General features: G+C 37.4%; 19 protein-coding genes and 1 tRNA gene. 15 read left to right on the top strand and 5 right to left on the bottom strand.

Annotation, left to right across the window (positions count from 1 at the left end):
• Positions 1 to 23 precede the first annotated feature (23 nt).
• Positions 24 to 974 carry a DNA-binding protein WhiA gene (gene whiA / locus MHH64_RS17110; protein ID WP_095311209.1) on the top strand — a complete coding sequence of 317 codons (951 nt, stop codon included), beginning with the start codon at positions 24 to 26 and terminating at the stop codon, positions 972 to 974.
• 194 nt (positions 975 to 1,168) lie between these two features.
• Complete coding sequence (locus MHH64_RS17105) at positions 1,169 to 1,423, top strand: HPr family phosphocarrier protein (protein ID WP_095311468.1); 255 nt, start codon at positions 1,169 to 1,171, stop codon at positions 1,421 to 1,423.
• 133 nt (positions 1,424 to 1,556) lie between these two features.
• Here the strand turns inward: MHH64_RS17105 and clpP are convergent, their stop codons facing one another.
• Both clpP and MHH64_RS17095 read right to left on the bottom strand, forming a co-directional pair.
• On the bottom strand, positions 1,557 to 2,147 hold the full coding sequence (gene clpP, locus MHH64_RS17100) for an ATP-dependent Clp endopeptidase proteolytic subunit ClpP (RefSeq protein WP_095311210.1): 591 nt from the start codon (positions 2,145 to 2,147) through the stop codon (positions 1,557 to 1,559).
• A 296-nt stretch (positions 2,148 to 2,443) separates the two neighbouring features.
• On the bottom strand, positions 2,444 to 2,932 hold the full coding sequence (locus tag MHH64_RS17095) for a MarR family transcriptional regulator (protein WP_340002094.1): 489 nt from the start codon (positions 2,930 to 2,932) through the stop codon (positions 2,444 to 2,446).
• Between the two features lie 433 nt (positions 2,933 to 3,365).
• Between MHH64_RS17095 and MHH64_RS17090 the strand changes: the two genes are divergently transcribed.
• The 4 genes from MHH64_RS17090 (at position 3,366) to MHH64_RS17075 (ending at position 6,602) form a co-directional block, all read left to right on the top strand.
• Positions 3,366 to 4,562, top strand: a complete 1,197-nt coding sequence (locus MHH64_RS17090; protein ID WP_340002093.1) for a glycine betaine/L-proline ABC transporter ATP-binding protein — start codon at positions 3,366 to 3,368, stop codon at positions 4,560 to 4,562.
• On the top strand, positions 4,555 to 5,412 hold the full coding sequence (locus MHH64_RS17085) for an ABC transporter permease subunit (protein WP_095311215.1): 858 nt from the start codon (positions 4,555 to 4,557) through the stop codon (positions 5,410 to 5,412). The genes MHH64_RS17090 and MHH64_RS17085 overlap by 8 nt, the downstream gene beginning before the upstream one ends.
• Positions 5,413 to 5,482: 70 nt before the next feature.
• Entirely contained in the window at positions 5,483 to 6,373 is an 891-nt protein-coding gene (locus MHH64_RS17080; protein ID WP_095311217.1) for a glycine betaine ABC transporter substrate-binding protein, read from the top strand.
• A gap of 153 nt (positions 6,374 to 6,526) precedes the next feature.
• Positions 6,527 to 6,602, top strand: a tRNA-Arg gene (locus MHH64_RS17075).
• A gap of 610 nt (positions 6,603 to 7,212) precedes the next feature.
• Here the strand turns inward: MHH64_RS17075 and MHH64_RS17070 are convergent.
• The gene (locus MHH64_RS17070) at positions 7,213 to 7,479 is read right to left on the bottom strand and encodes a hypothetical protein (protein ID WP_303448158.1); all 267 of its coding nucleotides are present in this window, start codon (positions 7,477 to 7,479) and stop codon (positions 7,213 to 7,215) included.
• Positions 7,480 to 7,764: 285 nt separating this feature from the next.
• On the opposite strand from MHH64_RS17070, the gene MHH64_RS17065 reads away from it, so the two are divergent.
• The 9 genes from MHH64_RS17065 (at position 7,765) to MHH64_RS17025 (ending at position 15,836) form a co-directional block, all read left to right on the top strand.
• Positions 7,765 to 9,126 carry a sigma 54-interacting transcriptional regulator gene (locus MHH64_RS17065; RefSeq protein ID WP_340002092.1) on the top strand — a complete coding sequence of 454 codons (1,362 nt, stop codon included), beginning with the start codon at positions 7,765 to 7,767 and terminating at the stop codon, positions 9,124 to 9,126.
• 221 nt (positions 9,127 to 9,347) lie between these two features.
• Positions 9,348 to 10,043, top strand: coding sequence for a CoA transferase subunit A (locus MHH64_RS17060; RefSeq protein ID WP_340002091.1), 696 nt, complete (start codon positions 9,348 to 9,350; stop codon positions 10,041 to 10,043).
• A gap of 24 nt (positions 10,044 to 10,067) precedes the next feature.
• Positions 10,068 to 10,742 carry a 3-oxoacid CoA-transferase subunit B gene (locus MHH64_RS17055; protein WP_118889684.1) on the top strand — a complete coding sequence of 225 codons (675 nt, stop codon included), beginning with the start codon at positions 10,068 to 10,070 and terminating at the stop codon, positions 10,740 to 10,742.
• A gap of 17 nt (positions 10,743 to 10,759) precedes the next feature.
• Positions 10,760 to 11,536 carry a 3-hydroxybutyrate dehydrogenase gene (locus MHH64_RS17050; RefSeq protein WP_340002090.1) on the top strand — a complete coding sequence of 259 codons (777 nt, stop codon included), beginning with the start codon at positions 10,760 to 10,762 and terminating at the stop codon, positions 11,534 to 11,536.
• 23 nt (positions 11,537 to 11,559) lie between these two features.
• Complete coding sequence (locus MHH64_RS17045; protein WP_340002089.1) at positions 11,560 to 12,738, top strand: thiolase family protein; 1,179 nt, start codon at positions 11,560 to 11,562, stop codon at positions 12,736 to 12,738.
• Between the two features lie 21 nt (positions 12,739 to 12,759).
• On the top strand, positions 12,760 to 14,043 hold the full coding sequence (locus MHH64_RS17040) for a GntP family permease (protein WP_340002088.1): 1,284 nt from the start codon (positions 12,760 to 12,762) through the stop codon (positions 14,041 to 14,043).
• Positions 14,044 to 14,194: 151 nt separating this feature from the next.
• Positions 14,195 to 14,545 (top strand): DUF2200 domain-containing protein, encoded by a 351-nt coding sequence (locus tag MHH64_RS17035; protein ID WP_095311261.1) that lies wholly within the window; start codon positions 14,195 to 14,197, stop codon positions 14,543 to 14,545.
• Positions 14,546 to 14,791: 246 nt separating this feature from the next.
• The gene (locus tag MHH64_RS17030; RefSeq protein WP_340003285.1) at positions 14,792 to 15,322 is read left to right on the top strand and encodes a GNAT family protein; all 531 of its coding nucleotides are present in this window, start codon (positions 14,792 to 14,794) and stop codon (positions 15,320 to 15,322) included.
• A gap of 301 nt (positions 15,323 to 15,623) precedes the next feature.
• Positions 15,624 to 15,836 carry a hypothetical protein gene (locus MHH64_RS17025; RefSeq protein WP_095311264.1) on the top strand — a complete coding sequence of 71 codons (213 nt, stop codon included), beginning with the start codon at positions 15,624 to 15,626 and terminating at the stop codon, positions 15,834 to 15,836.
• A 104-nt stretch (positions 15,837 to 15,940) separates the two neighbouring features.
• Here the strand turns inward: MHH64_RS17025 and MHH64_RS17020 are convergent, their stop codons facing one another.
• Together MHH64_RS17020 and MHH64_RS17015 are read right to left on the bottom strand one after the other, a co-directional pair.
• On the bottom strand, positions 15,941 to 16,489 hold the full coding sequence (locus MHH64_RS17020) for a shikimate kinase (RefSeq protein ID WP_303448147.1): 549 nt from the start codon (positions 16,487 to 16,489) through the stop codon (positions 15,941 to 15,943).
• A gap of 88 nt (positions 16,490 to 16,577) precedes the next feature.
• On the bottom strand, positions 16,578 to 16,976 hold the full coding sequence (locus MHH64_RS17015; RefSeq protein ID WP_095311267.1) for an RNase H family protein: 399 nt from the start codon (positions 16,974 to 16,976) through the stop codon (positions 16,578 to 16,580).
• Between the last annotated feature and the right edge of the window lie 156 nt (positions 16,977 to 17,132).

The following is a 17,132-nucleotide window of genomic DNA, read 5'->3' as shown; positions in this document are numbered from 1 at the left end:
GAGGAATGGTAAGGGGGGCTATCATGTCCTTTGCTTCGGAAATTAAAAAGGAATTGACAACGATAGAAGTTGAAGAATGTTGCCAAGTTGCAGAGCTAGCGGCTTTAATTCGAATGAATGGAGCGGTTTCATTATCAAGGTATGGTTATTCACTTGATGTACAAACAGAGAATGCAGCTATTGCAAGGAGAATATATACTTTAATTAAGCAGAATTACTCACTGCCAGTTGAACTGCTGGTTCGTAAAAAAATGAAATTGAAAAAAAATAATGTATACATCGTACGAATGAAAAATGATGTCGAACCTTTTTTGGAAGACTTAGATATTATCCATGAACCTTATAAGGTCGTACGTACAATTTCAAAGAAATATTTGGAAAGCGAATGCTGTCGAAGATCTTATTTGCGTGGTGCATTTCTTGCAGGTGGCTCGATTAACAATCCAGAAACCTCATCCTATCATCTTGAAATCTCTAACTTCTATCAAGAGCATAATGATGCATTATGTGAATTATTGAATGCTTTTGATTTACGTGCTCGCACATTAGAAAGAAAGAATGGATATATCGTATATATTAAGGAAGCTGAGAAAATAACAGAGTTTTTAAGCATCATTGGAGCGCATAATGCACTTTTTAAATTTGAGGATGTCCGAATCGTAAGAGATATGCGGAACTCTGTCAATCGATTAGTGAATTGTGAAACAGCAAACTTAAATAAAACCATAGGAGCAGCATTTAGGCAGATTGAAAATATAAAACTAATCGAGAAAACAGTTGGTTTAGATCAACTGCCTGAAAAATTGCAGGAAATTGCCAAGCTTCGTGTACAGCATGAGGATGTTTCCTTAAAGGAGTTAGGGGAATTGGTAACAAGTGGTAAAATATCCAAATCTGGAGTGAATCACCGGTTGAAAAAAATTGATGATTTCGCAGACAAAATACGGCGTGGGGAAACGATGTTAAAGAATTAGTAAGTAAATTACTACATTCGTTTTGCTATTCATGTTATAATACTGATAATTCAAAGGATTACCGTTTAATTAAAGTAAAATCTTTAGAGGCAGATAGAAAAGATAAAAGCCTTCCTATCTGCTTCTAAATCAAAGAGAATTTCAGTAGTGTATGTAGATGATAGCGTTTTCTAAAAATGAGGAGGATGGATGATTTGATTGAAAGGTCGGTTAAGGTTGAATTAGAGACAGGGTTACAGGCTAGACCTGCAGCGCAATTTGTACAGGAAGCGAATCGCTATTCTGCAAATATATTTCTGGAGAAAGATGGTAAGAAAGTAAATGCCAAAAGTATTATGGGGTTGATGAGTCTCGCAATTACAAAGGGTGAAGATATTGTATTAATTGGTGATGGGGCTGATGAAGAGATGGCCGTTGATCACCTTGTTTCGTTTGTTGCAAAGCCTTAAGAGGAAATTTGACTCATTAGGTGATGCATCTCTGTCTAAAATTACGTTTTTTGATATAACGTTTTTATAAAAGCTATGTAAAGAGCCTGCAGGAACATTATAATGTTCCTGCAGGCTCGAGTTATTGATGGGTTTATTTTTCTTCTTTACGCTCTAAAATTTTGTCAATCAAACCATATTCTACGGATGCCTGTGCAGTCATAAAGTTATCACGTTCTGTATCACGTTCGATAACTTCTAGTGGTTGACCAGTTTTTTCAGCCATAATTTCGTTCATTCTGCGCTTAATTTCAATAATACGCTTCGCATGAATTTCAATATCTGTTGCTTGCCCTTGAGTTCCACCTAAAGGTTGGTGAATCATAATTTCACTATTTGGTAATGCATAGCGTTTTCCTTTTTCACCGGCGGTAAGTAAGAATGCACCCATTGATGCCGCCATACCGATACAAATTGTAGATACATCTGGCTTGATGAAATTCATTGTATCGTAAATAGCCATTCCAGCTGTAATGGATCCACCCGGTGAGTTGATGTATAATGAAATATCTTTGTCTGGATCTTCAGCTTCTAGGAAAAGCAATTGGGCTACGATTGAGTTGGCCACATTGTCATCGATTCCACTGCCTAGTAAAATAATGCGGTCTTTAAGTAAACGTGAGTAAATATCATATGCGCGCTCTCCACGGTTGGTTTGTTCAATAACTGTAGGTACTAAATTCATTGTAAATCCTCCTTTAGTCTGTAACTTCGTACACCCATTTGATTGTACATTTTATGGATATAATTTCATAATAGCTTAATGGTCAATAAAGGTCAAACGAAAAGAAATATATTTGTTAAAAAATCTATACTCCATGATTCCCTTATTTTTGCATTATAAACCTTTTTCTTGAGTTAAGCATCAATGTGCGGAAGACTATATGAATAAGAGCCAAGTAAGTAATTATACCTTCATTTCTTACTTGGCTCTTATTATATCACGGATAACAACTAGCTAACTAATGGAATTGCAGCTGCTTAATTTGGTTTCATGTTCTTAAAAAGTGTTTCGATCTGCGCATGAAAGATGATGATTTCATTCAATCGCTCTGTTAGGATTGTTTGCTCTTCTAAAGTTAACTCGTTGCTGCTTTTTTCTTTATAGTGGTTGTTTATTTCCTCTAAGGAGATTTTTTGACGACGTGCTATGTCAATCCATTTCCTCTGAAAGGAAGTCATAAATGTTTTAAAAAGTTGGGAATTTGCTTGATATAAATCTTTTCTTACCCCTTTTTTCCACACGCGTGTAACAAGGTTTAATTCAGCCAGACTTCGAATGTTCGTGCTAATAGATGTTTTGCTTTTTCCTAATGCGTCTGCCATCTCATCTAATGTTAGATCCTCTTCTGATAAATAAAGATATGCAAACAATCGTGCTTCTACAGTTGTTAGTCCAAACAATTCAATTGTCTTTGAGAATTCAATCATGATATTCACTATTATATCGTTCGTTTGAAGCTTGCCCATAGCATCCTCCTATACTGTCCCAATAAAAGCATACATGAAAATGGTAGGTATTAAAAATATGCTGTTAAGCAGTATTTTGGAGAAAATAAACGGAAATAAGCGAATAACAGAGGTGAAGTTCGTGCAATTTAAACTGTACGTATAAAACATACAAAAACAACCGAATTTAAAGTTTGTAGTTAAAATCGGAAAGGTTTATAGTTGTAAAGTGACTAATTGCTGTTCGGGTATAAGTGGCTTTGCTTTTTTGAGAAATTTTTCTTTTGAATTACAAATAATGTTTTAGAAATTCAATAAGATATTGCACACTTTACGTAGTGAAAGCTTTGGCGTCTAGCCAATTTTCTAATGGCTTATGTCTGGTAGAAAAGTAGTAAGACTATTAACATATGTCATTCGTACACACTGCAAGACTAAAAGAGAGGTGAGAGGCATGCCAGTAATTGAGGCGAAAAACTTATCGAAGGTTTTTGGTAAAAACAAAAAACAGGCATTAAAATTATTGGATGAAGGTTTAACAAAGGAAGAGATTTTAAAGGAAACAGGAAGTACCGTTGGGGTAAACCGGGCTTCGTTTTCTGTTGAGGCCGGTGAAATTTTTGTCATTATGGGATTATCCGGAAGTGGTAAATCTACTTTAGTTCGCTTGCTTAACCGATTAATTGAACCTACTGAAGGTAATATTTTAATTGATGGAGAAGACTTATCGAAAATGGATAAGTCTTCGTTACGCCGGGTTCGTAGAGAGAAGCTAAGTATGGTTTTCCAACAGTTTGCTCTATTTCCGCATCGAACCATTTTGAAAAATACGGAGTATGGGCTTGAAATTCAAAATGTGCCGAAAGAAGAAAGGGAAGAAAGAGCAAAAAAAGCTTTGGAATTGGTTGGATTGGGAGACTATATCTATCAAAAGCCTAGTCAATTATCAGGCGGAATGCAGCAGCGGGTTGGTCTTGCAAGGGCACTTGCTAACGATCCGAAGGTATTGTTAATGGATGAAGCATTCTCTGCATTGGATCCACTTATTCGTAAAGAAATGCAGGATGAATTGATAGATTTACAGTCTACGATGCAAAAGACAATTATTTTTATTACCCATGATCTAGATGAAGCGCTTCGTCTTGGCGATCGGATTGCTTTAATGAAGGATGGTGTTATCGTTCAGATTGGTACACCTGAAGAAATACTAGTAAGCCCTGCTAACGATTATGTTGAAAAATTCGTTGAAGACGTAGATATCTCTAAAATCTTGACTGCACAGCATATTATGAAGCGTCCTGAAACAGTAAATATTGAAAAGCATGGTCCTAGAGTTGCACTAGAGCGGATGCGTGAAGAAGGAATATCAAGTATTTTAGTCATCGACAGCAAACGGAATTTAAAAGGTTATGTTACAGCTGAAGATGCTTCAGAAGCCCGCAAAAAAGATATTAAGGATTTAAAAGAAATAATTCGAACAGATATACCGAAAGTAAATCGTGACACAGCGATGCAGGATATCTTCAATATCATTTATGACTCTCAAACACCAGTAGCAGTCATGAAAGATGAGAAGTTAGAAGGAATCATTGTGCGCGGAGCTGTAATAGCCGCACTAGCAAGCGATAGTGAGGTGAACTTAAATGCTTAATAATGCATTAGATTTTATACCAGAAATACCGTTATCAGATGCAGCAACTGCCGTAACGGACTTTATAACGGATAAATTTTCATTTTTATTTAATCCAATCAAGGAACATTTTGGAACCTTTATGGAATTCATGTCAGAAGACGTGCTAATGAATATTCCGCCGATAATATTTATTATCGTAATTGCTATTCTAGCATTCTTTATTTCTGGTAAGAAGTTTGGGTTAGCTGTCTTCTCTATTGTTGGTCTTTGGTTGATTTATAATCAAGGACATTGGGATAACCTGATGAACACTGTGACACTTGTGTTATTGGCTAGTATTTTATCGGTTATTATCGGTGTCCCAATCGGTATTCTTATGTCAAAAAGTAAAACGGCAAATGCAATTTTTACACCGATATTAGATTTCATGCAAACTATGCCAGCATTTGTTTATTTAATTCCAGCCGTTGCATTTTTCGGTATTGGAATGGTACCAGGTGTGTTTGCATCTTTAATATTTGCAACTCCTCCTACGGTGAGATTTACAAACCTAGGTATTCGTCAAGTTTCGAAAGATTTAGTGGAAGCTGCGGATGCATTTGGCAGTACTGGAGCGCAAAAATTGTTTAAAGTGGAACTGCCTATGGCAAAAGCGACAATTATGGCAGGGATTAACCAGACTGTTATGCTTGCTTTATCGATGGTTGTTATTGCATCGATGATTGGAGCACCAGGATTAGGAAGAGAGGTTCTTTCCTCCTTACAACGTGCGCAAGTCGGACCGGGATTTGTTGCTGGTATCGGTATTGTAATTTTAGCGATTATTATTGATCGAATTACACAAAATATGAATAAGAAAAAAGATTAATACATGTTGGCATCTTTTCAATGTGAAAAGTTTCCATATATAAATTTTAAAAAAGGGGAGATCAATAGCGATGTTAAAACGTAACAAGAAATTATTAAGTCTAGTTGCTGTACTTTTATTAGCGTTACTTGCTGCATGTGGTGGATCTGATGAGTCTGGTAATGGTTCGGAGGATGCTATTGTTGATGGGGACGCGATTGAGTTAGCATACGTAGAGTGGGATACAGAAATAGCTTCTACGCATGTTGTTGGTAAAGTGTTAGAGGATTTAGGATATGACGTTAGCTTAACCCCACTTGATAATGCAGTAATGTGGGAAGCTGTTGCAAGCGGTGAAGCAGATGGAATGGTTTCAGCATGGATGCCAGGTACTCATTCTGCTCAATTTGAGACGTATGGCGACCAAGTTGTTGATCTTGGTGAAAACCTTGAAGGAGCGGCAATTGGTTTAGTTGTGCCATCTTATATGGATGTTGATTCCATTGCAGATTTAACAGATGAAGCAGGTATGACAATTACAGGTATCGATGCTGGTGCTGGAGTTGTTGCTGCTGCAGAGCAAGCAGTAGAAGACTATGATAATCTTGATGGCTGGGAAGTCCAAACTTCTTCTGGTGGTGCGATGGCAACGGCTTTAGGTGAGGCTTACAATAATGAAGAAGAGATTATTGTTACGGGCTGGTCCCCGCACTGGAAATTCCAAACGTATGATTTAAAATATTTAGAAGACCCTGAAGGTACATTTGGAGAAGCGGAAGTTTTGAAAACAATGGTACGTGAAGGGTTAGAAGAAGATCTTCCGGAAGCCTATCAAGTTCTCGATAATTTCTACTGGGAATTAGAAGATATGGAAGAAGTAATGGTAGCAATTCAGGAAGGTACAAGTCCAGAAGATGCAGCAGCTGAATGGGTGGAAGCAAATCCAGATAAAGTAGCTGAATGGACTAAAGGGTTAGAATAAGGTTATCCTGAAAGCGGGTTATCGATTTTCGATAACTTGCTTTCTATTTAATCAAGGTAGAAGTATCTTTGTAAGCATTCATTTGTAAAAAAGGCTTGTTTCCCTATCAAAATCCGGTTATAATAGAATATGTGTCAAATTTATAAAATCTATGCGCCCATAGCTCAGTTGGATAGAGCACTGGTTTCCGGTACCAGGTTTGTCGGGGGTTCGAATCCCTCTGGGCGCGCTATATAAGTCAATGAAGGCAAAGGTTTGAGTGGTTCTCATTCCTTTGCCTTTTTTCTTTTTACGAACATGATCAAAAAGTAGTCCAATTTCCTTGTGCTATAGAGTTTCTGATGCCTGAACAAATAGATCTATTGATGATGGATACTGTAAAACTAAAAATGTGTTATATACTATTAGATTTGTCTAATCCCTTTTTTCTTAAGTGCGTATATTGAAAGAGAAAGGAGAGATAAATTATGTATTGTTACGATCCATGTAAAAAGAAGCACGAAGATTGGTGTCAATACGATTACTTCCACAAGAAAGATCCATGTAAAAGGAAGCACGAAGATTGGTGTCAACAACACTGGTTCAACAAGAAGGAAGAGCACCATTATTATGGTTATCCAAAAAATAACTACATTGGTGATTTTCAGACAGATTGTCATAAATGTAAGAAGAAATTCTGTCATTGTTGTAAGCGACATTTCTAGAAGGAAACATTTAGAAGGAATAAGCCCTCATGCTGTTATGGGGGTTTATTTATCCTTGTTTTTCGTACTATATAATCACTAGGAGGATGGATTCGAAATAGAAGCACGATTGTTTTCATAGGTTAATAGGTATAGTTAGCTGCCTGATTTTAAGCTTTGTATTTCGCCTTCCAGATTTTTAAGTTGATCCTCTATGGTTTTAAACCTTGCTTCTAATGATTCTTGAGCTTGTTTATCTGCTTCATTTTGAATACGTGCTTCATCAATAGCTTCTAATGCTGCAAAGGTGGCAATTAAATCAGCTAACGTAGTAAGTGCTGACGCAATTAAAGCGAGTTGAAGACTATTATCTAAGGATGTATCCTGTGTATCCTGGCTGTCGGTATTAGAGTCATTTTTCATCCAACCCCTCCTATTTTTATAAAGGAAGTACATTAGAATATATGTTATTTTAAAAATTTAATGATGGAAAAGATTTCACGCTTATAACATGTGATACGGATATACTTATTGGGGGCCAGCATTTAAAATGTTTGGTATTCAAGTGAATGAAGGTTAATTGACTAAGACATTATGAAAGCGCATGTAAATTAGTGTGCTTCTGTTTTTGTATGTATATAATAGAAAGCATATAACGAATTAAAAACAATAACTGATTAGCAAATGTTTAGTGTTGGGAGAGAGAATATGCTGTTAAATAATGAATATAAAGAAGAAATCATTGAAACTATTTTCGAAAAGTCGAATTTTTGCTTTGTTGTTGTAGATGGTCAAGGTTTAGTTACGTATCTTAATGATAATTATTGTAAGTTTATAGGTGTTAAATTAGAGGATGCTATCGGCAAACATGTACAAGATGTCATTGAAAATACAAGAATGCATATTGTCGCTCAAACAGGTAAGGAGGAAATTGCAGATATTCAATTCATTAGAGGGAATCATATGATTGCTAATCGAGTTCCGCTTTGTTCAAAAGGGAAAATAGTCGGTGCAGTCGGTACGGTACTATATCGGGATACAAAAGAATGGATGAAAATGAATTCGCATATTAAGGATCTATTATTGGAGATTGAACAATATAAAAAGAAGTTAGGCAATCAAAATGGAGCAACTTACTCCCTGCAAGATATTGTTGGCAGTTCCATACAAATAAATAAAATTAAAGAAAAAGTTATGAAGATTTCTTCTGGAGATGTTTCTATTTTATTAATGGGAGAAAGTGGTACAGGAAAAGAATTGTTTGCTCATAGTATTCATCAATTAAGCGAACGAAGTATGAAGCCGTTTGTAAAAGTAAATTGTGCAGCAATTCCAGTAGATTTGCTTGAGTCCGAATTGTTTGGTTATGAAGGCGGTGCGTTTACAGGTGCCAAAAAAGGAGGCAAGCTAGGGAAATTCCAATTGGCAGATAGTGGCACACTTTTTTTGGATGAGATTGGGGATATGCCATTAGATGCCCAAGTGAAAATTCTCCGTGTTCTACAGGAGGGAGAAGTTGAAGCAATCGGCTCGGAAAAAACACAAAAAATTGATGTGCGAATTATTGCAGCAACGAACCAATCATTAGAAACATTAATTAAGGAAAATCGTTTCAGGGAGGATCTTTATTACCGGATCAATGTCATTCCGATAAAAATTCCTCCTCTACGCGAACGGGTAGAGGATATTCGGGTGCTTGCAAAATTTTTACTAGCTAAAATTACAAAACGTACAGGTAAACGAGTGATCAGCTTTGAAGCGGCAGTAATGGATTTTTTCATGCATCATGAATGGCCGGGCAATGTCAGAGAGCTGGAAAATGTAATTGAATCCGCTGTACATCTTACAAACACGGAAATTATTAAACTAGAAGATTTGCCAGATCAAATGCAGTCAAATCATTATACAACGAAGCAAAGTATGAATTTAAAAGAAGTTTTAGCTAGGGCAGAGAGGCAAGCAATCGAAAATGCGATTGAAAGGGCAGGTGGAGATAAATTAAGAGCGGCTAGCTTACTTGGTGTCGGAAAATCTAGTTTTTATGAAAAAATGAAAAAACATCAATTATAAAATTCCACAAATACGGAATCTATTCCGCAATTTTGGAAAGTATGAAAAGCACGAAAAGAAAGGGCTTACATTCGTAAAAATGATAATGAAGAACCTTCTTTCCACGAAACTGGAAGGAAGGTTTTTAGTTGACTTCAATTATACTGCTAGCTTTCTATTTTTTGAGATATCTTTATTGGCACGATTTTTGCAAGTAAAGGAAGGAAAGGGGAGTAGCATAGATGAAAACAATTTATACATCCTTTGCAGAAGCAGTAGCAGAGATTCAAGATGGTTCAACGATTATGGTTGGGGGTTTTGGACTTGTTGGAATTCCTGAAAATCTTATTCTAGCTCTTGTTGATTCACAGGTAAAGCATTTAACCGTGATCTCGAATAATTGTGGGGTGGATGATTGGGGCCTCGGTTTACTACTAAAAAATAATCAAATTGATAAGATGATTGGCTCCTATGTTGGCGAAAATAAAGAATTTGAGAGACAAGTATTAGCAGGTGAGCTGGAGGTAGAGTTGACACCACAAGGTACACTTGCAGAAAGAATTCGTGCGGGTGGAGCAGGAATCCCAGCATTCTATACGCCTGCTGGAGTGGGAACTCCGATTGCAGAAGGAGAAGAAGTACGTGTATTTAATAACAAAGAATATTTGCTGCAAACAGCTTTAAAGGCAGATTTCAGTTTGATTCGAGCTGCTGTTGGTGATCATGCGGGGAACTTGGTTTATAACAAAACGGCACGAAATTTTAATCCGATGATGGCAGCGGCAGGAAAAGTAACAATTGCAGAAGTAGAACAATTAGTTGAACCCGGAACAATTGATCCTGATCATGTTCATACACCAGGAATCTATGTACAAGCTCTAATTGAAGGGGCACAAGAGAAGCGAATTGAACGATTAACCATAAGACAAGAAGCATAGCACAATTTTAGGAGGTAATGGCGGATGTTAAACCAATTGGATAAGGCATTGGTGCGCGAGCGAATAGCAAGAAGAGCTGAAAGGGAAATTGTAAGCGGTTCCTACGTTAATCTAGGGATTGGGATGCCAACAATGGTTGCCAATTATATTCAAGGTGGAAAACAGGTAGTCCTTCAGTCAGAAAATGGATTGCTTGGAATAGGGAAATCACCACTAAAAGAAGAAGTTGATCCTGATTTAATTAACGCTGGTAAAGAAACGGTAACTGCTCAAGAGGGGGCTTCTTATTTCAGTAATGCGGAATCGTTTGCGATGATTCGTGGAGCACATTTGGATTTGGCTATTCTCGGTGGAATGGAAGTATCTGAAACAGGTGATTTAGCAAATTGGATGATTCCAGGAAAAATGATTAAAGGTATGGGGGGTGCGATGGATATCGTGCACGGAGCAAAAAAAATCGTTATTATTATGGATCATGTCAATAAGCATGGGACATCAAAAATTTTAAAGAAATGCAGCTTACCACTAACTGGGAAGCAGGTTGTAAACCGAGTAATTACAGACCGTGCGGTTATGGATGTTGAGGAAAGTGGTCTTGTACTTATAGAAATAGCAGAAGGCTGGACAGTTGAAGAAATTGTGGAATCGACAGAGGCAGAGCTAAAAATTAGTGAGCATTTACGAATAGGAACGTATTAAAAAAGGAGGATTTATTCATGGTAGACAACAAAGTGGTATTTATAACTGGAGCAGCAAGTGGAATCGGATATGAGATTGGTAAGGAGTTTGCCAAAAACGGTGCCAAGGTTGCTTTGTCAGACATTAACACTGAAAAGGTTCAGGCGGTTTCCGAAAACTTAAGAAAAGATGGTTATGATTGTATTGGATTGAAATGTGATGTTACGAACGAAAAAGAACTACAACAAGCTTTAGATGAGACGGTAGAAAAATATGGAAGATTGGATGTGCTAATTAATAATGCTGGCTTACAGCATGTTGCATCCATTGAAGATTTCCCGACTGAAAAGTTTGAATTCATGACGAAGGTAATGCTAGTTGCACCATTTATGGCAACGAAACATGTTTTTCCGTTAATGAAAGAACAAGGATTTGGACGGATTATTAATATGGCTTCGATTAACGGAGTAATTGGCTTTGCGGGCAAGGCAGCATATAACAGTGCTAAGCACGGGCTTATAGGTTTAACGAAGGTAGCGGCATTAGAAGGAGCTGCCAATGGAATTACAGTGAATGCTATGTGCCCAGGTTATGTGGATACGCCGCTTGTTCGAGGACAGTTTGAGGACTTAGCGAAAAATCGTAATATCCCGGTTGAAAAAGTATTAGAAGAGGTGCTTTATCCATTGGTACCACAGAAACGCTTGTTAGCTGTGCAGGAAATAGCGGATTATGTGTTGTTCTTATCAAGTGATAAGGCCAAAGGGGTTACAGGTCAAGCCATTGTATTAGATGGCGGGTACACGGCACAGTAATAACAAAATAGGAGAGTGGGAAAATGACAAATGTTTATATCGTTGAGGGGGCAAGAACACCATTTGGTACATTTGGAGGGAGCTTGAAGGGGATAGATCCAACGGAACTAGGAGTTATCGCTAGTAAGGAAGCAATTCGCCGAAGTGGCATCCCTGCAGAAGATATTAATTTGACTGTGTTAGGGAATGTCATCCATTCCGGAAAAAACGCGCCCTATTTATCAAGGCATATTGCACTGCAAACTGGTATTCCAATATCCAGTCCCGCACTAACAGTAAATCGTTTATGTGGTTCAGGATTGCAGTCAGTTATTTCAGCAACCCAATCGATTATGCTAGGTGAGGCAGAAGTGGCACTAGCTGGAGGGATTGAAAATATGAGTCTATCTCCTTATGCATTAAGAGGGAGCAGATTTGGTACGAAATTGAAGACACCACAAGTGGATGACATGCTCTGGGCAGCCTTGACAGATGAATATATCGGTTCGGGAATGGGGATGACGGCAGAAAATCTAGCAGAAAAGTATGGTATTACGCGCGAGGAACAAGATGAATTCGCTTATTTAAGTCATAAGCGTGCAGCGACTGCACGAAACGAAGGAAAGCTTAATGAGGAAATTGTGCCTGTTGAAATAAAACATCGAAATGGCACAACCTTCGTAAACACAGATGAACATATACGAGAGGATACAACGGTTGAGAAGCTTGCAGGTTTAAAGCCGTCCTTTAAACGGGGTGGAACGGTGACCGGTGGGAATGCGAGTGGAATTAATGATGGAGCTGGAGCGGTTATTGTAGCGGGGGAAAACTATGTAACAGAGCATCAATTGCAGCCGCTAGCAAGAATCGTATCTTACGGCATTGCTGGGGTTGAGCCAGAATATATGGGAATCGGCCCAGTTCCAGCGATTCAACAAGCTTTAAAAAGGGCTGGGCTCACACTTGAAGATATCGATTTGATTGAAGTAAATGAAGCATTTGCTGCCCAGTATTTAGCTGTCGAAAAAGCTTTAGGTTTAGATCGTGAGAAAGTAAATGTGAACGGGGGAGCGATTGCATTAGGGCATCCGATTGGAGCAAGTGGTGCGAGAGTGCTTTACGCTGTGGTAAAAGAGTTGAAGAGAAGAGGGCAGAGATATGGTATTGCCTCACTTTGTATTGGTGGCGGCCAGGGAATTGCAATGGTTATTGAAGTTAGATAAATAAAGAGACGGAGGGGTATCATGTTTGGGATAATTTTAGGGCTTATTGTCTTAATGGCACTTGCTTATTTAGGGTGGTCAATCATTTGGATTGCGCCAATTGCTGCTGGTGTTGTTGCACTAACTGGTGGGCTGGACTTGCTAGATGCATATACAAATACGTATATGAGCGGCTTTGTTAACTTTGCAAAGCAATGGTTCCCTGTATTCATGCTTGGGGCAATTTTTGGAAAGCTGATGGAAGACACAGGGATGGCAAAGTCGGTCGCCATCGCATTAACAAAAGTTATCGGAACTAAGCGAGCAATACTAGGGGTGCTTGTATCCTGTGCAGTTTTAACATATGGTGGGGTTAGTTTGTTTGTCGTTGTTTTCGCTGTTTATCCACTTGCACTAACACTGTTCCGTGAAGCAAACATTAGCAGGCGTCTAATACCAGGCACAGTTGCATTAGGGTCATTCACATTTACGATGACAGCAATTCCTGGGACACCACAAATTCAAAACTTAATCCCAACGCCTTACTTTGGTACAACCGCAATGGCAGCGCCAATTATGGGGATAGTCGCTGCGATTATTATGGGTGTCGGTGGTTATTACTATATGCGATGGAGAGAAAAACAATTATCTGCAAAAGGGGAATTTTATACAGAGCCAAAGGATAATAAGATTGTGAAGGTAGAGGGAGATACCCCACATTTTATATTATCGATTTTGCCATTAATAACCGTAGTTGTTACGTTGAATGTTTTGGAGTGGGATATTGTAGTTGCCCTATTGTCTGGGATTATCCTGTTGATGATTTTAAATATTACCAAGTTCAAAGGGTTTGTTAAAGCAATTAATAATGGTGCAGTTGGTTCCGTAACCGCCATCATTAACACGAGTGCAGCTGTTGGATTTGGTACTGTTGTGCAGGCGGTACCAGGATTTGATCGTCTTACAGAACTATTGATGGGGATTAAAGGAAATCCGCTTATTTCAGAAGCAGTTGCTGTTAATATACTTGCTGGTGCTACAGGTTCGGCTTCTGGAGGAATGGGAATTGCTCTAGAAGCATTGGGAGAAAGATATTATGAATTAGCGTTAAGCACAGGTATTGATCCAGAGGCTTTTCACCGAATTGCGTCTTTATCATCTGGAGGACTCGATGCCATGCCGCACAATGGAGCTGTATTGACTTTGCTTACGATTACAGGCATGACACATAAAGATAGCTACAAAGACATTTTTGTCGTAGCTGTTGTTATCCCGATTATATCAATTGTTGCGGCTATTTTATTAGCGTCTGTTGGGATTTATTAAATATTTTTTTATAAAGAATAACAAGCTAGAATAACGTTAAAAAGTACCGATTTTCTGTTTTGGATATACGGTACTTTTTTATGTTTTCCATATTTGAACCCGACTATTATTTGTACTACAATAAAGAAAACAGTAGTAGGGAGTATGTATCATGACCAAACATCGGATTTACACAATGAGTTTCTCAGGAGTGTATCCCCATTATATTACCAAGGCTGAGAAAAAAGGACGTACGAAATCAGAAGTCGATGAAATCATACATTGGTTAACAGGCTATAGTCAGGAAGAGTTAGAAGAACAACTGGAAAAAAAGACAGACATTGAGACATTCTTTGCGGAAGCTCCTCATATGAATCCTTCCCGGAATTTGATTAAAGGTGTGATCTGCGGTGTCCGAGTGGAAGACATCGAAGAACCGCTTATGCAGGAAATTCGCTATTTGGATAAGCTGATCGATGAATTAGCAAAAGGAAAAGCGATGGAGAAGATACTGCGTAAATAATAATTAAAAACGAAGAAACACTGATTCTATACATGTAAAAGAGTCAGTGTTTTTTTAGCAGACGAAGGAGTCCAGTAATTTGATTTTTGACCATGAAGATGGGGAAGTATCATTTATACCTATTCAGGTAAATTTCAAAATTAAATTTGGAATTTTATACTAGTATAGGGGTGTAGAGAAATTAAGCCGGGCTTTTAATAATTATGCATTGTGTTAAAGGTAAAAACGAGAGGGGGAGAGAAATTGATGTTTCCAACATTAGAGACTGAAAGACTATGTTTAAGAGAAATCTCCAAGGATGATGCAGAAGCCCTATTTGCTTGTTTTTCTAATGAAAATGTAACTCGATATTACGGTCAAGAGACATTGCAAAATTTAGCGCAAGCAGCGGCATTTGTTGATTTTTTTGCTGAAAATTTCAAAGAGAAAAAGGGAATACGCTGGGGAATCGAAATAAAAGGTAATCGAGGAATAATTGGAACCATTGGATTTAATGCTTGGTCCCCTAAACATAAACGAGCTGAAATTGGTTATGAAATACATCCTACACAATGGAGAAAGGGTTTTACTTCCGAAGCAGTATCCAAGGTAATTCAATATGGTTTTGATGAATTGGGTCTTATTCGTATAGGAGCTGTTGTTTTTGTACATAACGAAGCATCTAACAATTTGTTAAGCAAGGTTGGTTTTCAGCAAGAAGGTGTTTTGAGGGATTATATGTATCAAAATGGAACTGCACATGATACATATGTTTACTCGATACTTAAGGATAATTAATAGTATCTTTCCTTCCCTTCACTTCGGATGCACATGAACAATATTCATTTGGCTTGTGTTTTTTCGAAATTGATCGTATGCTGTCCAGTTTGGTGTCTATTTCATTGAAGTTGGACTGCATCCAGTAGGTACAGATTAATAATTTAGTGATGGGGCAGCTTGTTATTTAGAACTTAACGTGAAACTTTAAAAAATAAATTTATTTAATAAATTAGAAAGTATAAAGAGTAATCGTATTGGAAAAAATAGCTTACTGAATTACTGAATTAGTCCTTAATGTTTTTAGAAGGTAGGCGAATAAATGACTGAGTTAAATAGAATTGCTGATGAACTGGAATATATGATCACGGAGAATCTTTTTACTGAACCTAAGGATATTAAAGTTCGATCCTTCATTAGGGCGGTTCATTTAGGCGATGTGGATATTGCTGATTATCTAGGCAAAAACTCAAAAGAAAAATATGGTGAAGATTTAGTGGTGGCTATTCGGGAAGCTGCTGAGAGGCTTGCTTAGTTTGCGACCTTATTAGGATGAAGATGAAACACAAAATAACCCTTGAAGGGTTATTTTGTGTTTTTAGCTTGGTATCTAACTATTCTCTTTAGCCCTTTGGTTTTTTAATTCGGTTCATAGATATCCCAAGCGGTTTTCAGGGACTCTGTAATGTAATCTGCAACTTCATCCACTGGTAAATTATCCGTCACGACTCTTGAATGATGTTCCTCATAAATCGGTTGTCTATTATAAAATAATTGTTTGATTTGATCGATATTTTTCCCTTGCAGGACAGGGCGGCTATCAATGAGCAGGCTAATACGTTCTTTCCAAGAATCCCAAGATAAATCTAAGAAAAAGATAATACAATGTGACATGCATGCCTCACGAACTTCATCCTGTAAGAATGCGCCACCGCCGACAGAGATGATTTTTAATTTTTGTTTACAGGAATTGATAATCATGTCTTTTTCGGTTTGCCGAAATATTCGCTCGCCATATAGATTAAAAATCTCTGAAGTTGGCATATTATATTTCTTTTCAATTTCTTCATCAATATCGATAAAATCACGATATAATTTCTTCGCAACTGCTTTGCCAATTGTAGTTTTTCCTACCCCCATAAAACCAATGAGTACAATACTTTGTTCCCGTAGCGACACATCATTCATCGGTATCCCCCTAATTTGCTAAGACTAGTATCTGTTAAGAATTTAATTTTTACGAAATGAAGAAATGTAAGTTAATTAGAAAGTTGAATTAAGCTTGATCATTCATATGGATCGCTTTTCTTGCCAAACGATCTGCATGACCATTTTTCTTTTCTGGAATCCACTTGATAAAAAAGTGCGGAAAATTCTTTGATTCTTCTCTAATGCATTCAAGTAAAGGAAGAAAGAGTTGATTCTTTGTGAAATCTTTTTCGATTACATCCACGACAACCTTCGAATCAGAGCGAAAGGATATAATTTCATTCGGAAATGATTGCCGACAAATCTCAAGCGCTTTAATAATTGCGTAGAATTCAGCTTCGTGATTTGATAGATATCCTAATGGAATGGTATATTCGTAAGCGTTTTTGCCAGATTTGATATATATGCCCGCACCACTCAGTCCAGGATTTCCACTTGCTGCACCATCTGTATATACTTCGATCACCTATCTAACACTCCCAGACGAGAACTTATTCTATTTAGTATAAAGCAACTCACAATTTATGTGAATTATAATTATGTTTTTATTTTGTTTTAAAAAGTATAAATAGTAAATATTATTTTTTTCTTGCAATATTAGGTAATTTTCAGTATATTATAG

Source organism: Oceanobacillus sp. FSL K6-0127 (assembly GCF_037983385.1).
Taxonomy (GTDB): domain Bacteria; phylum Bacillota; class Bacilli; order Bacillales; family Amphibacillaceae; genus Oceanobacillus; species Oceanobacillus profundus.
This window is presented reverse-complemented; position numbering and strand designations above follow the sequence as displayed.